This is a genomic window from Aminobacterium thunnarium (genome assembly GCF_055390565.1).
Genome location: NZ_AP042412.1, coordinates 644,174 through 659,780 on the forward strand (window position 1 = coordinate 644,174; position 15,607 = coordinate 659,780).

The window sequence follows — 15,607 nt, forward strand, 5'->3', positions numbered from 1 at the left end:
CCCAGGAGTGAGTAACTTTTTCTGCTTTGGAGGAGGTCTTTTGATGATAGGTACAAGAAAAGGGGTCTTTATTGCATCTCTTGCTATTTTGGTTGTTTTAATGGTTTCTGGTATAGCGATGGCCGAAGAGAAGATTGGTGTCATTGACTCTCAAAAAATCGTTTTTCAGCATCCTAAATTTGAAAGCGTAACCCAGCAACTGAAAGTAATCAGCCAAACAAAAGAGAATGAAATGAAAACCGCTGTAGAAAAAGAAGCAGATCAGAACAAAAAAATGGAAATCTATCAAACAAAACGCAGAGAGCTTGCTATGGAAGAGCAGCGTTTGATGGAGCCTCTCTTTAAAGAAGCTCAGATGGCCGTTCGTACTGTAGCCAAAGTGAAAGGGATTACTGTCGTAATAGAGAAAAGCGCCGTCTATTTTGGCGGTATCGATATTACAGACGATGTAGTTCAAGAGCTGAAGAAAGCGGCTGCGTCGAAATAGTTTCCGTTGGAAGAATAGTGAAAGTATAGGGTTGTGTCTTGATGGCACAACCCTATTTTTGTAGGGAGAAGTCATATGAATAAAAAAATACTCGTGACAGATATTGACGGGACTCTTTCTTCTGGAGAGATTGTTCATCCAGAAGTAGTTTCTGCATGTGCGCGTCTTAGAGACAACAACTGGCAGATTATGGTTGCCACGGGGCGTATTCTTGCGACAGCTATAGAACATATAAAAGCTATTGGAGCGTGGGCTCCCGCTATTGTCTATGATGGAGCACGCCTCATGGATCCCATGACGGGGCGTTCTTTATGGGAGGCAGGTCTTCCTCCTGAAATTGTAAATAAAGTGCTTGAAGCTGGATGGAATTTTCCTTTAGAATTACAAATTTTTACTGATGAGGCGGCAATATGCCGAAAAAATGATAGAGAGACACGACTTTTTTTAACTCGGGCAGATGTTCCCGTATTTGATAATTTGCAGGAACCTCGAGTAAAAGATCGAGTCTTTCGAATTATATTTTATGGCAATGAACATGAGATATTACGTCTTGAAGAATTTATTGAAGAGACATTAGGAGATTTCGTTGATGTAATGCGTTCTGGAGATGACTTTTTAGACGTTGTTCCTGTAGGAGTTTCTAAAGGAGCAGCTCTTTCTCACTATATAGAGCAGTTAGGTATAGAACCTGAGATCATAGTCGCGGCGGGGGATCATTGCAACGATCTTGCACTTTTTGATGAAGCTCATCTTCGAATAGCACCGTCTGATGCTGTTCCAGAGATTTTAGAACGCGCCCACGTAATAATGCCGCCTGTTCGTGAAAAAGGCTTTGTCTATCTTGTAAATTATCTTATTTCAGGTTCATGGGTTGATAATAAGGGGCTTAAACGTGTAGTATTATAAAAATAGAACAACAATTAACATTTTATTCGTTATCCACAAGGAGGATATATCATGACTGAAATTAAAAAATGGGAACTAGTACAAATGGAGTTTCCTGAGGATTGTAATATCATTATCGGACAGAGTCATTTTATAAAAACAGTTGAAGATCTTTACGAGGCACTTATTACTTCTTCTCCTTCCCTAGAGTTTGGAATAGCTTTCTGCGAAGCTTCTGGCGACTGTCTTATTCGTTATGATGGAAATGCTGATGATCTGAAAAATCTTGCTATCAAAAATGTTCAGAAGTTGAGTGCTGGTCATACTTTTGTTATCTTGCTGAGAAATGGCTATCCGATAAATGTTTTAGATCGCATTAAAAATTGCCAGGAGGTTTGTAGAGTCTTTGCGGCAACTGCAAATCCAATCCAAACTATCGTATGTGAGTCAGAACAAGGCCGAGGAATTGCTGGTGTTATTGATGGCTTTATGCCTGTTGGCGTGGAAGGAAATGACCATATACAAGCGCGCAAAAAATTGCTTCGTGACATTATCGGATATAAACGATAGCGTGTAATTGGTCTCTTTATTATGTTTTATAAACGTTTTTTATCTATATTATGCATAGGAGCCTCCTTTTTCTTGGGGTTGCTATATGGAAATGCTCAATGTAACGCTGAAATGCATCACGAAGTGAAAAAAGGATTAGAGGAAGGATGGATTTGGACTATTGCTGTGCTGCCTCCTGAAGAAGGCTGGCAAAGTGAAGAGGGACAATCCATCTCTTTAGCCTTGTCTGTTCTTGAACAAGAGATTAATGAAAGTGCAGCAGGAATAGCCGGATACGACGTATTTTTCGAATTAGAAGATATTCCTTCTGAAGAGGAGCTTGAGGTTCGCCAAAAGGCTTGGCAGAAAAATAACGTTGCTGTTCTAAGTTTTGTCAGAGGTTCATTAAATAACAATCTTGTTTCTCTTTTAGGGGAAAAGGGGCCTGTTCTTCTCTCTGCATATGGCGAAAATCTTTCTCTTCGTAATGAGAAAGGAAGCATTCTTCCTTATGTCTTTGCTTTGGATTTACCTGAAACATATCGGGCGGAAGCGTTAGCAGCTTATGGCTCTCATATATTCAAAACAGATAATGGGGTAGCTCAGATAACAGACCGTCTTGATGATGGTCTGTCAGCTCGATCAGACCGATTTTCCACATTAGCGGCAAAACATGGATGGCCTGTTTATAATTTTTGGAAGAGCGGTGCTGGAGACAACAGTTTTAAGACTATCTATCAAGAGGGCATTCAATCTGGTGCCAATTGTTTTATTCTTTGGCTTGATTCCCTTGCGATGACCAATATTTATCAAAGTCAACGCGAAGATGGATTGTCTCTTTCTCTATGGTATGGAGGAGAGCCTAATCCAGCCCTCCGTAATTGTGAGGGGATAATTGCAGTAAGTCAGGAATATTCTCTGGAATCGGATCTGTCTTTAGCTGCTTTTGAAAGAAAGATATGGACGATAACTCGTAAAAATGTTCCAGATAGGGCTCTAGCCGGTAGAGCTTGGAGTGCCGCTTCGTGGCTTCTTCAAGGGCTGCACAGGGCTAAAACTCCGGACCCAGATATTGTAGCTGCATTAATGCCAGCGATAGAAGGTGTGTCTTTAGGCAAAAAAGTTTTGAAATTCAGCGACCAGACGCATCGACCTGAAGAACGAGAGGTCAGCATTCTCCAGGTTAAAAAAGGCAGATTTGAACCTATCGCTACAGTGAATGTTCGTGGCGGAGAAGAATAAGCAGGTAGGAGGTCGTGAAGATGAAGCTTCGCGAAGTAGTGGAACATATTAAAGGCGATATTTTGTATGGCGAAGAACTACTTGATTCCACAGAAATCGAATATGCCTACGGTGCTGATTTAATGAGTGACGTTCTTGCCTTTGCCAGGCCGGGTTCTCTATTGCTTACGGGACTTACCAATGTCCAAATTATACGTACTGCTCAAATGCTAGATATTCCTGCTGTCGTTTTCGTGCGGGGGAAGCGCCCTCAGGAAGCGGCAATTAAACTTGCATCTCAATTAGGAATGCCGGTGATCCTGAGCCATAGCAGTATGTTTGAAACGTGTGGCATTCTTTATAGAGAAGGAGTGTTGCCCTGTAATATCCCTGCGAGAGAGGTGTAGGTTGTGAGCGAACCTTATGTAGAAGAATACACTGTAGCTGGCCGCGATTTTAGTGCTATAGGCGAAGCCTCCACTCAGTTCAAAGCTACTATGAAAATGTTGGGAATTCCGTCTGACATTACTCGCCGTGCGTCAATTGTGGCCTATGAGTCGGAAATGAATTTAGTCCTTCATGCAGGTGGAGGAACTATACGTCTTATCGTTTATACAGATAAACTTGAAGTATGGGCTATTGATAGGGGCCCGGGAATTGCAGATATTGAACTGGCAATGCAAGAAGGATACTCAACAGCTACCGATGAAATTCGAGAGCTTGGATTTGGAGCGGGTATGGGGCTACCTAATATAAAACGTCATTCTGATGATATGCACCTTGATTCTGAAGTTGGGAAAGGAACAGTATTAAGCGCCACTATTTTTTTTAAGAAAGAGTAGGGGGGAAAGCTTATGGCTGGGGGTGTCAGAGTTCAGGAAGTACGATGTCGAGGTTGTGCAAATTGCATAAAGTCATGCCCTACTGAAGCAATGCGTGTTTTAACTGGATGCGTTCACATTATTCCTGATCTTTGTATTGATTGTGGGGAGTGTATCAGAAAGTGTAAAGAGAAGGCAATAATTCTCAATGAGGATGAATGGGAACTATTACGATCTCAAGAAAAAGTGGTTCTCATTGCTGACCCTTGTTTTTACGTTCAAATTGGTTCATACGGTTCACCTTTTCTCATGAAAGAAGCTTTACATGCTACACAAATGGAAGATATTCTTGATTGTGAAGCATTGGCTTTTGACGTGGCTGCATATGCCATTGCGCGCCATATAGAGGCAGAAAAATCTGAGCGTCTTCCCTTTATTTCAACATATTGCCCTGCTGTTATTCGCCTTATTCAAATAAATTTTCCAGAACTTATAAGCAGACTTATTCCTATAGAATCACCGCTTGAGTCTAGTGTCGTTCTTTGGCGTGAGGTTACAGGAAGAAAAGATGATCTTACCCTTATTTCTCCATGCCCTGCCAAGACAACTCTTGTACGAAATCCTGTGGGACGTGAGCTCAGCTCCATTGCATATACTGTTTCGGTTCGACGAGTCGTACATGATATTTTGGCCGGAAGTCCAAAAATATCTGGAGAGGGAACCCACAAAATGAATGATCGATGGCTCAAATGGTCGATTACTGGTGGTGAGTCTCGTCATATTTCTTCTTTTAGCCGTCGTCCTTTACGAACTGTTGCTGTTTCAGGCATGAGAAACACGATTGATCTCTTAGCAGAGCTAGAGTTGGGACGTTTGGGTGGTGTGGATTACGTTGAGTGTCGTGCCTGTGACTTAGGATGTATTGGTGGGGTAGGAACTCACGAATCTCGTTTTCTCTCTCGTTTGCGTATTGATGCTATGAAAGTAGATTGGAGCGTAACTGACGATGAGAAAGAAAACATAGAAAAGTGGTATAAAAAGGGTATTTGGAAGCTTGATCAGACTATTCAGCCTAAGCAACGTTTACCTCTTTCAAACGATTTAGGAGAAGCAATGGCAAAGCTTAAAGAAATGAATGCCATTTACGCGGATTTGCCTCATATTGATTGTGGTTCGTGCGGACGTCCGTCGTGTCGGGCCATGGCTGAAGATATAGTGCGTGGAAAAGGTGAAATGACAGATTGCATCTTTAAGCTTCGAGAGCGTATTCATGATTTAAGTAAGGAAATTTCACAACTTTCGGGGAAAGTGCCTCATGCCTTTGGCTCATAAGGAGGGGAAAATTTGAATATTCAATCTATCATTGATGAATTTGAACTTGAAGTTGTATCCCAAGGAGAAACTGATGCTGAAATTAAGGGAGCGCTTACTGGGGATTTGTTGAGTTTTATAATGGCTGCTGCAAAAGAAGGATGGGTATGGATTACTATACAGACTCATCTCAATATTGCGGCAGTTGCTGTTTTAAAGGATGTTCCCTTCATTATAATCGGAGGAGGACGTCGACCAGCAGGGGATTTAATAGAGAGATGTGAAGAGGAAAAATTGACACTAGCCTGTTCTCCTTTACCCGTATTCGAAATTTGTGGGCGGCTTTATGAAATGGGACTGCGTACTCGATAAAGAAGAAAGCAGTCTGACCCCCTATTGTGCTGATATCCATATCCACACGGTGCTCTCTCCCTGCGGAGAGCTTGAGATGGGAGCACCAGACATTGTCTTAAAAGCACGTCAGGAAGGTCTTAATATTATAGCTATTACAGATCATAACTCGGCATTAAATTTCCCAGCTGTGTTTAAAGCGGCTGCTGGTAATCCTGTTGTCATCCCAGGCATTGAAGTTCAAACGGCTGAAGATATTCATGTTGTTACTCTTTTTAAAGATTACAATACGATTTCTGATTTTCAATTATGGTTGTGGCAACGAATGCCTGGAGTACAGAATCGTCCAGAGGTCTTTGGAGACCAATTGGTTATCTCTGATAAGAACGATATTCTTTGTGAAGAGGAGATTCTTCTTATTCAAGGTGTTGGCTATTCTGTTGATGAAGTGGCAATTGAAGCTAAAAGAAGAGGAGGTCTTGTTATTCTAGCCCATATAGACCGCCCTTCCTTTTCCTATCCTGCAGTATTGGGGCCAATCCCTTCAAACTTCCCTGCCGATGCTCTTGAAGTCTCATGGAGGTGTTTCCCCGAAGAAGTAGAGGCCCTTCAGGCAAGATATCCAGAATGGACGTTTATACGTTCTTCCGATTCTCATTGGCTGAAAAGCCTCTGTATTGAAAATAGCTCCACCTTTCTTCTCGCGGAGCCTTCTTTCGATGAGTTGGCGAAAGCTATTCGGAAGGAAGATGGGCGCAAAGTGCTCGCACCTTGGCCGAATTAATGTGCCTTAGCGTGTCTTCTCTCAAGTTCCGCTATAATCTCGTGCAAAGATACGTTTGCTGAAAGTAGCCCCACCATGAGATGATAAAGAAGATCTGCCGCTTCATATATCACTTCATTTTTATCTCCGGCGGCAATGGCAAGTGCCGTTTCCACACCTTCCTCACCAATCTTTTGAGCCGTTCTCTTTACTCCAGACGCTATTAAGCGAGCAGTGTAGCTTTCTTCTGGATTATCGAGTTGTCGTTTTTTTAGATATTTCCATAATTGGCCAGGGAAGATAGCCTTTCCTGCCTGTTCGTTAGTGAGCATGTTAAAAAAGCATGATCTTGCTCCTGTATGACATGCAGGTCCTGTAGGTTCTACAAAAGCTAAAAGGGTGTCTCCGTCGCAGTCTAGGCGAAGTTCCTTCAGCTTTAGTCTATTCCCGCTGGTTGCTCCCTTGTGCCAAAGTTCCTGACGCGAGCGGCTCCAGAAGACCATTTCGTTGATCTCTTCAGTTTTTTCAAGAGACTGGCGATTAGCATAGGCGAGCATTAAAATTTCTCCACTTTCCCAATCTTGAACAATAACGGGAATGAGCCCCTTTTCATCGAAGTGTATTTGTTCGTAATCAATCATTTTATGCCTCCACAAGTCGAATAGGGATATTCTGATCCTTAAGCCATCTCTTTAAATAAGGAATAGGTACCGTTCCAAAATGGAAGATAGAAGCGGCTAAAGCACCATCACAACCTGCTTGGAACGCATGAAGTATATCTTCCTTACTACCAGCACCCCCAGATGCAATAATAGGCACTGGAACCATATTGACAATTTTTGAGAGAAGGGGGATATCATATCCTTTTTGGGTTCCATCACGATTCATTGACGTCAATAAAATTTCACCGCAGCCTAGCTCAACCCCTTCCTGTATCCATTGGAAGGCATCTTTCCCTGTCGACGTTTTCCCTCCCTCAATATAAACTTCCCAGTGACCGGGAATTTCTTCTTTAACGTCTACGGCAAGAACAACGGCCTGACGCCCTAAAAGGGTAGCGCATTCACGAATCAAACCAGGTTTTTTTACAGCTGCCGTGTTGAGTGAAATTTTATCAGCGCCGAGAGCTATTATTTCTCGTGCCTGTTCGGCAGACGAAATACCGCCGCCGACAGTAAAGGGAATAAAAATATGGTCAGCTACATCTTTAACCCAGCTTTTCATTGTACTTCGCCGCTCTGAGGAAGCTGATATATCAAGAAAAACGAGTTCATCTGCTTGTTCATTCATATATCGTTTACCCATTTCTGCTGGATTGCCGGCATCAATGAGATTTTTGAATTGGATGCCTTTGACTACTCGTCCATTTTTAACGTCAAGGCATGGAATGATTCGTTTCGTTAACATAACGAGACCCTCCTTAATGCCTCTTTCAAGTCGAAATCCTTTTCATACAAGACTCTTCCAAGAACGGCCCCGGCGATGTTTATCGATTGAAGAGCTTCCAAATCTTTTAGGGATGATATCCCGCCTGCTGCTATGATAGATATGTCAGGGAATTCTTTTAAAAGCTGTGAATAGAGCATCATATCGGGACCAACGCCAGTGCCATCTCTTTGAACAGCCGTGACAAGCAGTGTGGTATAGCCTGCCGATTTCAAAAAGGAAATATACTCAGATGGAGGCAAAAATGACGTTGAGGTCCATCCACGAGTTGCAACCTTTCCTTCTTTTATGTCCACTGCTGGAATAATTCCATTTCCCCACGTGGAGAAAAGTTGGCTGGCCATTTTTTCATTTTCAACAAGAAGGCTCCCTACGTAAAGACGAGTTGCACCTGCTTTGAAAGTTTCTTCTATATCATAAAGAGATCGAAGACCGCCTCCATACTGAACCATGAGGCCAAGGTGGTGTAGAGATTGTAATATGTATGTATGGGCGGGATGTCCAACCTGCGCCCCTTCGAGATCTATAATGTGTACCCACGTGCACCCTGCTTCGGCGAATTTATGAGCTGCTTCTAACGGTGTAATGTCATATTCTGTCTTAATGTTAAAGTCTCCCTGTTTCAGGCGAACAACTTTCCCTTGATAGAGGTCTATGGCAGGATAAAGTATCATAATGAAACACCTCTCAACATTTTTATAGTTTTTCCCAGTATGGAAAGTCCAGCATTACCACTTCGTTCCGGATGGAATTGGAAAGCAGCCACCCTTTTGCGGAGGCAAATAGCAGTAACAGATCTCTCTTCGATTCGTGTTATAGCTACAGTGTCTTCTGTTTGGGGAAGGCCGTAACTATGGACGAAATAATAAAAGTTAGTTTTTTCTGAAGAGGGTGTTACCCCTTTTATAGGTTTTATCCATTCCAGAGAATTCCACCCCATGTGGGGGCATTTACGCGTTTGCAGGTGACAAACATGACCTTCTAAAAGACCTAGTCCTTCATGATATCCATCTTCTTCACTGCTTTCGCAAAGAAGGTGCAAACCGAGGCATATACCTAAAATAGGCTTATTCTCTTTTGCCCATTGTTGAAGAAATATGTCCCAGCCTTGTTGCCGTAACGCTATCATGGCAGGAGCAAAGGCTCCTACGCCAGGAAGGATTAAAAAATCAATATCTTTTTTTACCAACTCTGGGCTTCGAAGTACGGTGCATGATTCCTCAAGGGCGAGAAGGGCCCTCTTTACATTACCTACGTTTCCTGCTCCATAATCGATGATTCCGATCATATAAGCATCCCCTTTGTTGACTGCACTTCATTTTCTATGGAAGTTGCTTGTTTCATAGCACGTCCTATCCCTTTAAATAGAGCTTCTGCTGCGTGGTGGCTGTTATCTACGGCGAGAAGACGTCCATGAATAGTTATGCGACTTTCTCTACAGAAAGCTCTCCAGAATTCTGGAACCAATTCAAGATCGAAGGTTCCGCATGATGGCGATGGGAATGTTCCATCCCACACAAATTGTCCACGACCGCTTATATCGACTGCAACAAGGGCAAGAGAGCCATCCATAGGCATAGCACACCAGCCATAACGCGCAAAGGGCTTGTTTTCGAGTTCCTTTAAAAAAGCTTTTCCAAGAAGTATTCCTATGTCTTCTGTAAGGTGATGAGCATCTACATCAGTATCCCCAGTAGCTTTTATTGTTGCTGATATGCCACTGTGAAAGAAGAAGAGGTCAAGCATATGCCGAAGAAAACCACATGGAATATCGAGAAAACGTTCTTTCCCCGGGATGGAAAGTCTGAGTGTAATCGATGTTTCGGAACTTTCCCTTTGAAGTTCAGTTGGCATTGCCTACCACACCTTTCAAATTTTCTATTTTTTTGAGAAGCGCTGCTATTTGTGGCCATTTTAAAGAGGCGCTTTGCTTGCTGGCGACTAGCCTCAGAGAGACATCTCTGACTTCTTGAAGAATAACAAGCTTATTGGCCTGTAAAGTATTTCCCGTCTGTACGATATCTAGAATGCAGTCTGCCATACCCAATGCTGGAGCAAGTTCTATTGATCCATGAAGATGAATAATCTCTACCTGAACTCCCAGTGAGGAAAAGTGATCGTCTGCAATTCTAGGGTATTTTGTTGCTACTTTTGTCCACATCAATTCAGAGGGGTGTCCTGCAAAAGCAGGAACCATACGTTCTGGCCCGGCAACCACAATGCGACATTTTCCACGTCCTGTATCCGCGAGTTCTACAAGATCTATGGCGCTTTCTTGAAGAACGTCGCTTCCTATGAGAGCTAAATCAGCGACTCCATGGCTGACATAAAGTGGTACGTCTGAAGGTTTGGCCAGAATATAGCGATAGTTATTTTCTTGTACAACAAGTTTTCGACCGGCATTACGTAATTCTTTTGTTGGAAGCCCTATATTTTCGAACAGATCGATGGCTTCTTTCATTACACGACCTGTTGGAAGTGCAAGAGTTAACATGTATATTCCTCCCTCATCCATTGAGAAAGCGGCATGACTTTCCCGCATTCAATTTGCGTAACGGTTTCACGTCCTAAATCTATCCACCATTCGCAGTTTCGAGATGAGGCAGATTCGTACGATTGGTTTCTGTTCTTGTTCCAACTCATTTCTCCGTTTAATCCGATAGAAAGAATGGTCCCAGCACGTTTAAGCGCTTGCTCTGGGGGCAGAGTAGAACACCACATCATAACGCGATGGGACCCAGAAGGAGGAAGTGCAAGAGTCGCGGCTTCCTCGAGATCTATAGCAAAACCTATAGCTTGACCATCTAATCCATAACTATTGAGAAGGCCGTCATATCGCCCTCCGCCGCCAATTTCCTGTCCAGATCTGCCAGAGGCATAAATACGAAATACAGGGCCGCTGTAGTAACTTAGCTCTCGTGCCAAACTCAAATCTACGAAAATGCGTTTTTCATATCCCAAGTCAGAAAGGGCTTTCACAATATTTCTTAATGGCATGAGATATTGAGAAGATCCCAAAAGAGCAGAGGCTTGCTCAAGTACATTTTTTGTCCCCTTCAGGTCAGGGAGGTGCTCTAAAATATTCCGACTGTACTCTGGAATATCAGACGTTGAGAGCACATTTCTATATTCGGAAAGATTCCCTTCGAGCAAAGATCGAGACAAACGTTCAGCTATAGCTGTCCCTACGTGGGCCAGGGCGTAATTCAGAAAAGTTACATCGCCTATGACTAAAATACTTTTATCAAGGCCTATTTCGTCTAACCAGCGTAAAAGAAGCCATAGGATTTCAATGTCAGCACCTTCTCCCTCCCAGCCTAGAAGTTCTGCACCTATCTGAAAGTTTTCAATGCGATTTTCGTGTTTTTCAGCACGTTTGAATATCCTATCTGCATAACAGAGTCTCAATGGCTGCTGTTCTGGAGCGTAATGAGAAGCAAGGAAAGCTACAGCTGCCAGCGTTATATCTGCTCTCAAACAGGAAGGCTCTCCGTATGGTGTGGTAAGTGCAATAAGCCGTTGTCTATACCCTTCAGGAAGGTGAGGCCAGGCAGATTCAAGAAGTTGTAGCGCGGAAGGCCAAAAAGGTCGGTATCCAAAGGAAGAAAAAAGTTCCATGAAATTGGTACGACATTTATCCATAGAGGCAGCCAGAGGGCCACCTACGTTTGTACATCCTCGTGGTAAGCGATTTATATTCATAATTTATTCCTCCGTAAAGCCATGGAAAGACTGTGTGCTTTGAGCCCTTCCGTTTCAGCTAGAGTGATTCCGTCTTCAGAAAGGGAACTGGCTCCTATACTATTAAGAGTGAGGGACGTAAGGGGACGTAGAAAAGTTCCTGTCCAGAGTCCTCCACTAAACCGTGCTCGCCCCTGAGTGGGAAGAGTGTGGTTTGTTCCTCCTATATAGTCACCGAATGGAACGGGTGACATATTCCCTACAAAAGCGGCTCCATAGGCTGTGCATAGATTCAAAATATTTTCTCCGCTTCGAAGGCAAAGTTGAAGATGTTCTGGCGCTCGTCTGTTGCTTTCCTGTATAGCTTCGTCAAGAGAGCAGATAGCTAGTGTTCCGTTATTTTTCCAGGCTTGCTTGATTGTTTCAGCAGTGTCAAGAGTTTTAAAGAGAGCTTCTAATTCCCAAAGCGTCTTCAGAGCTGTTTCTTCATCTGTACAGAGAAGAGTGCTTGCAGCCATAGGGTCATGTTCTGACTGAGCGGCAATATCGGCTGCCAACCACAAAGGATTAGCAGTTTCATCTGCTATAATGAGCACTTCACTAGGTCCGGCAAGCCCATCGATACCAACTTCGCCTGAGAGTAGCCGTTTTGCTTCTGTTACGTAGGCATTCCCTGGTCCGACAATCATGTCAACTTTCTTTACAGGGCCTGCTCCAAGGGCCATGGCCGCTATTCCGTGTGCACCCCCAAGGGCCCATACTTCAGAAACGCCAAGAAGAGAAGCCGTTGCGGCAATGATAGGAGAGATACTTCCTTCTTTTGTTGGAGGAGAGAGAAGAACAATTTCTGAAACTCCCGCTTCTTGAGCAGGAACGACTCCCATTACTGCTGTGCTTGGCAATGGGTATCGTCCAGCAGGTACATAAACTGCCGCTCGTTCAACAGGAATAAAACGAAGTGCAGCTGTAACGCCGTTTTCTATAGGACATGCAAAAGGCTGAAAGAGTTTCTTCTGATAGCTGTGAAATGTTCTAACATTTCGTATGGCTCGTTCAAGAGCTTTTCGAGTTGAAGATGTAAGTTTTTTTTCTGCTTCATAGAGCTCTTCTTTGGAAATTTGAAAAGAGCCGCTGAACTTATCAAGTGAAAGAGCATATTTTTTTACTGCTTCCCAACCTTCCTGACGAATGTCTTTAATGATTTGAGAAACCGTATTCTGAACCTCCACCGAGCTTTCTTTGTAGAAAGAACTAGCTTCTTTTATAAATTTCATACCCCTCATCCTTTATCGTGGTAAATTATTAGAGCGATAGTAAATTTAGATGGCATGATATCATGATCTTTTAAAAGTGTAAAGTCTCGACATGGAAATAAAATAAGGATACAATTTAGTCACTTCATGAAAGGAATATGAGATATGGCTAAAAAAGAGATGGTTCGTTATGTTTGTTCTAATTGTGGAAATGTTAGTCTGACTTGGAATGGCCGTTGTTCTGCGTGTAATATGTGGGGAACATACGAAAAAGAAGAAATAGATGATTTAGGTCAAAAAAAAGAAAATTCTGATGTGGTAGCAGTTAATATTATAGACGTAAATCCACCCCAACGTTTGACTTCTGGCATAACAGAGCTGGATCGGGTGCTGGGTGGAGGTTGGGTTACTGGCGGAGTTGTCCTTTTGGGAGGGCAACCTGGCATTGGAAAATCTACGTTGCTATTGCAGGTATGTGGAGCTATGTCGTCAAAAGGAAAACGTATCCTTTATATATCAGGAGAAGAATCGGCATCTCAGGTTGCGCTGCGTGCAAAGCGCCTCAATGCTTTGAGAAATAATATTGATCTCTTTTGTGACACCGATCTTGATGCCGCATTGCACCACGTAGATGGGCATGACTTTGTAGTTCTTGATAGTGTTCAGGCAATGAAGTCTTCAGACGAGGATGGCTGGCCGGGAACACCTTCACAGGTGCGTGCTGTTGCCCAAAGATGTATAGACAGCGCTAAAAAAACAGGTATTCCCTTTGTCTTAGTGGGGCACATTACTAAAGAAGGTCGTATTGCCGGTCCCATGCTTTTAGAGCATATGGTCGATGCAGTGTTACTTTTTTCGGGGGAAGATGTGTCAGCATACAGAATGATTCGCGGAACGAAGAATCGTTATGGCAATACCGATGAATTAGGCATATTCGAGATGACTGAAAAGGGGCTCATTGCTGTTGATGATCCGAGCGGACTCTATTGGAATAAAGCAGATGCTTCTGTTCCTGGAGTTGCCGTTACAGTAATTACAGAAGGTTCTGTTTCTCTAATGGCTGAAATACAGGGCCTTGCTAACGTTACAACCTTTCCATACCCCAAACGGACGTCCAGAGGCATTGATGTCAATAAGGTACATCTTCTTTCTGCTGTTCTAGAAAAAAGAGGAAAAGTTGCATGTGCCATGTTTGATATTTATATGAATGTTACGGGTGGATTGGTTATAAAAGACCCAGGTGCTGATTTGGCCATTGCTATTGCTCTTGCTTCTTCTGTTCGGGATTTTTCTTTGCCTTCTGACTGTTGCTTTCTAGGTGAGGTCGGTCTTGCTGGGGAAATCCGTCCGGTTGGTCGTGTTGGGGCGAGACTTCGAGAGGCAGGGCGGTTAGGTTTCAAAAAAGCTGTTATTAGTGCTCAGCAGAAGGGTGAATTCCCAAAGGAGGTAGAAATTTGCCGAGTAAGCAGTTTACATGAAGCTCTTCGGGAGGTGATGCCATGAATATAAGAAAAGCTGTGATGGCGCTGTTCTTGATCGGTCTGTTGACTTTTTGTCCTTGGCAACAGGCCACAGCGGCATCAAATGTTATCGTTTCCCCTCTGGAAGGAAGCGTCGGAATCACTATGGAAGAGTACATGGGGCGCATTATAGAGGAAGCTTCACAAGAAAAAGCAGAACTTGTTGTTTTTACCTTAGATACGCCTGGTGGTCTTGTTTCGTCTATGCGAGCCATGACGTCATCTTTGCTTGATGCTCCTGTTCCTGTTGTTATTTGGGTCGCGCCAGAGGGGGCAAGAGCGGCGTCGGCGGGAGCGTTTATACTCCAAGCAGCACATGTTGCGGTGATGGCGCCTGGAACAAATGTAGGTGCGGCTCACCCCGTTGTTGCGTCTGGAAAAGATGTTCCAGACGAAGAAATGAAACGTAAAATTACCAACGATTTAGCGGCCCACATGCGCTCTTTAGCTCAAGTACGGGGGCGAAATGCTGTTATTGTTGAAAAGATGGTGACAGAAAGCCTTTCTCTTACTGCTCAAGAAGCTCTTAAAGAGAACGTGATAGATTTATTAGCGACTAATATTGGTGAAATAACCGAACAGTTAGATGGCAAAAAAGTTATGATTCAGGGGAAGGAGAAAACCCTTTCTCTCAAGGCATATAGAGTTGTTAATGTCGAAATGGAGCCTCGGGAAAAGATGCTTCAGTTTTTATCTGATCCCAATGTTGCGTATCTTTTGCTCACAGCAGGGATATTTGCTATAGTTCTTGAAGTTTTGTCCCCAGGAGGCTTCGTTCTTGGAACATCAGGGGCTGTAATGGTTCTTATGGGAGCTTATGGACTTAGAATGTTACCTTTCAATTGGGCTGGTCTCATCCTTTTATTGGCAGGCATTGTTGTCATAATTGTCGATTTGCTTATTGGAGGATTGGGAATACTAAGCTTCTTTGGCATGGCTGCTCTCATTACAGGAGGGTTGATTCTTTTCCGTGCCCCGGGGGGTGAGCTCTTGAACGTCTCGAAAAGTGTTATTATCGGTATGACCGTTGCTTTTTCTCTCTTTTTCATTATTGCTGTTATTTTTATATGGAAATCTATGAAAAAACAAGTCCATTCTGGACAGGAGGGCTTAGTAGGTTATAAGGCACAAGTACTAGAATCTCTCCAGCCTGAAGGGCTTGTCAAGTGCCACGGCGAATTATGGAAAGCACAATCTGTAACGGGGGAGATATTGCCGCCAGGTACATCTGTGCGAGTTGTCCGTGTGGAAGGGCTGGTTCTTGTTGTAGAAAAGGAGAACGGAGAAGTTGGGGTTGAAGAAGGAGGGAGGAGTTAGTT

General features: G+C 43.3%; 19 protein-coding genes. 11 read left to right on the forward strand and 8 right to left on the reverse strand.

What is annotated here, in order from left to right; all coding sequences use genetic code 11:
- Positions 1–43 precede the first annotated feature (43 nt).
- The 9 genes from ACZ5GY_RS03155 (at position 44) to ACZ5GY_RS03195 (ending at position 6,409) form a co-directional block, all read left to right on the forward strand.
- Positions 44–487, forward strand: coding sequence for an OmpH/Skp family outer membrane protein (locus ACZ5GY_RS03155; RefSeq protein ID WP_213691989.1), 444 nt, complete (start codon positions 44–46; stop codon positions 485–487).
- 75 nt (positions 488–562) lie between these two features.
- Entirely contained in the window at positions 563–1,393 is an 831-nt protein-coding gene (locus ACZ5GY_RS03160; protein WP_213691990.1) for an HAD-IIB family hydrolase, read from the forward strand.
- Positions 1,394–1,444: 51 nt separating this feature from the next.
- Complete coding sequence (locus ACZ5GY_RS03165; RefSeq protein WP_213691991.1) at positions 1,445–1,942, forward strand: adenosine-specific kinase; 498 nt, start codon at positions 1,445–1,447, stop codon at positions 1,940–1,942.
- 21 nt (positions 1,943–1,963) lie between these two features.
- Positions 1,964–3,163, forward strand: a complete 1,200-nt coding sequence (locus ACZ5GY_RS03170; RefSeq protein ID WP_464111988.1) for an ABC transporter substrate-binding protein — start codon at positions 1,964–1,966, stop codon at positions 3,161–3,163.
- A 20-nt stretch (positions 3,164–3,183) separates the two neighbouring features.
- A complete protein-coding gene (locus ACZ5GY_RS03175) occupies positions 3,184–3,549 on the forward strand; it encodes a DRTGG domain-containing protein (protein ID WP_213691993.1) in 366 nt (121 codons plus the stop codon).
- Positions 3,550–3,552: 3 nt separating this feature from the next.
- Positions 3,553–3,984: an ATP-binding protein gene (locus ACZ5GY_RS03180; RefSeq protein ID WP_213691994.1), complete on the forward strand. Its 432-nt coding sequence runs from the start codon at positions 3,553–3,555 to the stop codon at positions 3,982–3,984.
- 12 nt (positions 3,985–3,996) lie between these two features.
- Entirely contained in the window at positions 3,997–5,295 is a 1,299-nt protein-coding gene (locus ACZ5GY_RS03185; protein ID WP_213691995.1) for a [Fe-Fe] hydrogenase large subunit C-terminal domain-containing protein, read from the forward strand.
- A 12-nt stretch (positions 5,296–5,307) separates the two neighbouring features.
- Positions 5,308–5,646: a serine kinase gene (locus ACZ5GY_RS03190; RefSeq protein WP_213691996.1), complete on the forward strand. Its 339-nt coding sequence runs from the start codon at positions 5,308–5,310 to the stop codon at positions 5,644–5,646.
- Positions 5,621–6,409 (forward strand): PHP domain-containing protein, encoded by a 789-nt coding sequence (locus ACZ5GY_RS03195; RefSeq protein WP_213691997.1) that lies wholly within the window; start codon positions 5,621–5,623, stop codon positions 6,407–6,409. Before ACZ5GY_RS03190 ends, ACZ5GY_RS03195 begins: the two co-directional genes overlap by 26 nt.
- Here the strand turns inward: ACZ5GY_RS03195 and hisIE are convergent.
- From hisIE to hisD, 8 genes are read right to left on the reverse strand one after another with little or no spacing between them, the layout of a single operon-like run.
- Positions 6,406–7,029 (reverse strand): bifunctional phosphoribosyl-AMP cyclohydrolase/phosphoribosyl-ATP diphosphatase HisIE, encoded by a 624-nt coding sequence (gene hisIE, locus ACZ5GY_RS03200; protein WP_213695959.1) that lies wholly within the window; start codon positions 7,027–7,029, stop codon positions 6,406–6,408. The two genes, ACZ5GY_RS03195 and hisIE, sit on opposite strands and share 4 nt — an antisense overlap.
- 1 nt (position 7,030) lies before the next feature.
- Positions 7,031–7,795: an imidazole glycerol phosphate synthase subunit HisF gene (gene hisF / locus ACZ5GY_RS03205; RefSeq protein ID WP_213695960.1), complete on the reverse strand. Its 765-nt coding sequence runs from the start codon at positions 7,793–7,795 to the stop codon at positions 7,031–7,033.
- On the reverse strand, positions 7,789–8,508 hold the full coding sequence (locus tag ACZ5GY_RS03210; RefSeq protein ID WP_213692000.1) for a 1-(5-phosphoribosyl)-5-[(5-phosphoribosylamino)methylideneamino]imidazole-4-carboxamide isomerase: 720 nt from the start codon (positions 8,506–8,508) through the stop codon (positions 7,789–7,791). Before ACZ5GY_RS03210 ends, hisF begins: the two co-directional genes overlap by 7 nt.
- A complete protein-coding gene (gene hisH, locus ACZ5GY_RS03215; RefSeq protein WP_213692001.1) occupies positions 8,505–9,122 on the reverse strand; it encodes an imidazole glycerol phosphate synthase subunit HisH in 618 nt (205 codons plus the stop codon). The genes ACZ5GY_RS03210 and hisH overlap by 4 nt, the downstream gene beginning before the upstream one ends.
- Positions 9,119–9,688 carry an imidazoleglycerol-phosphate dehydratase gene (locus ACZ5GY_RS03220; protein WP_213695961.1) on the reverse strand — a complete coding sequence of 190 codons (570 nt, stop codon included), beginning with the start codon at positions 9,686–9,688 and terminating at the stop codon, positions 9,119–9,121. Before ACZ5GY_RS03220 ends, hisH begins: the two co-directional genes overlap by 4 nt.
- Positions 9,678–10,328: an ATP phosphoribosyltransferase gene (hisG, locus tag ACZ5GY_RS03225; protein WP_213692003.1), complete on the reverse strand. Its 651-nt coding sequence runs from the start codon at positions 10,326–10,328 to the stop codon at positions 9,678–9,680. The genes ACZ5GY_RS03220 and hisG overlap by 11 nt, the downstream gene beginning before the upstream one ends.
- Positions 10,322–11,536 carry an ATP phosphoribosyltransferase regulatory subunit gene (locus tag ACZ5GY_RS03230; protein WP_464111989.1) on the reverse strand — a complete coding sequence of 405 codons (1,215 nt, stop codon included), beginning with the start codon at positions 11,534–11,536 and terminating at the stop codon, positions 10,322–10,324. The genes hisG and ACZ5GY_RS03230 overlap by 7 nt, the downstream gene beginning before the upstream one ends.
- A complete protein-coding gene (hisD, locus tag ACZ5GY_RS03235) occupies positions 11,533–12,789 on the reverse strand; it encodes a histidinol dehydrogenase (protein WP_464111990.1) in 1,257 nt (418 codons plus the stop codon). The genes ACZ5GY_RS03230 and hisD overlap by 4 nt, the downstream gene beginning before the upstream one ends.
- Positions 12,790–12,933: 144 nt before the next feature.
- Between hisD and radA the strand changes: the two genes are divergently transcribed.
- Positions 12,934–14,271, forward strand: a complete 1,338-nt coding sequence (gene radA, locus ACZ5GY_RS03240; RefSeq protein WP_464111991.1) for a DNA repair protein RadA — start codon at positions 12,934–12,936, stop codon at positions 14,269–14,271.
- Positions 14,268–15,605: an NfeD family protein gene (locus tag ACZ5GY_RS03245; RefSeq protein WP_464111992.1), complete on the forward strand. Its 1,338-nt coding sequence runs from the start codon at positions 14,268–14,270 to the stop codon at positions 15,603–15,605. Before radA ends, ACZ5GY_RS03245 begins: the two co-directional genes overlap by 4 nt.
- The last annotated feature ends 2 nt before the right edge of the window (positions 15,606–15,607 follow it).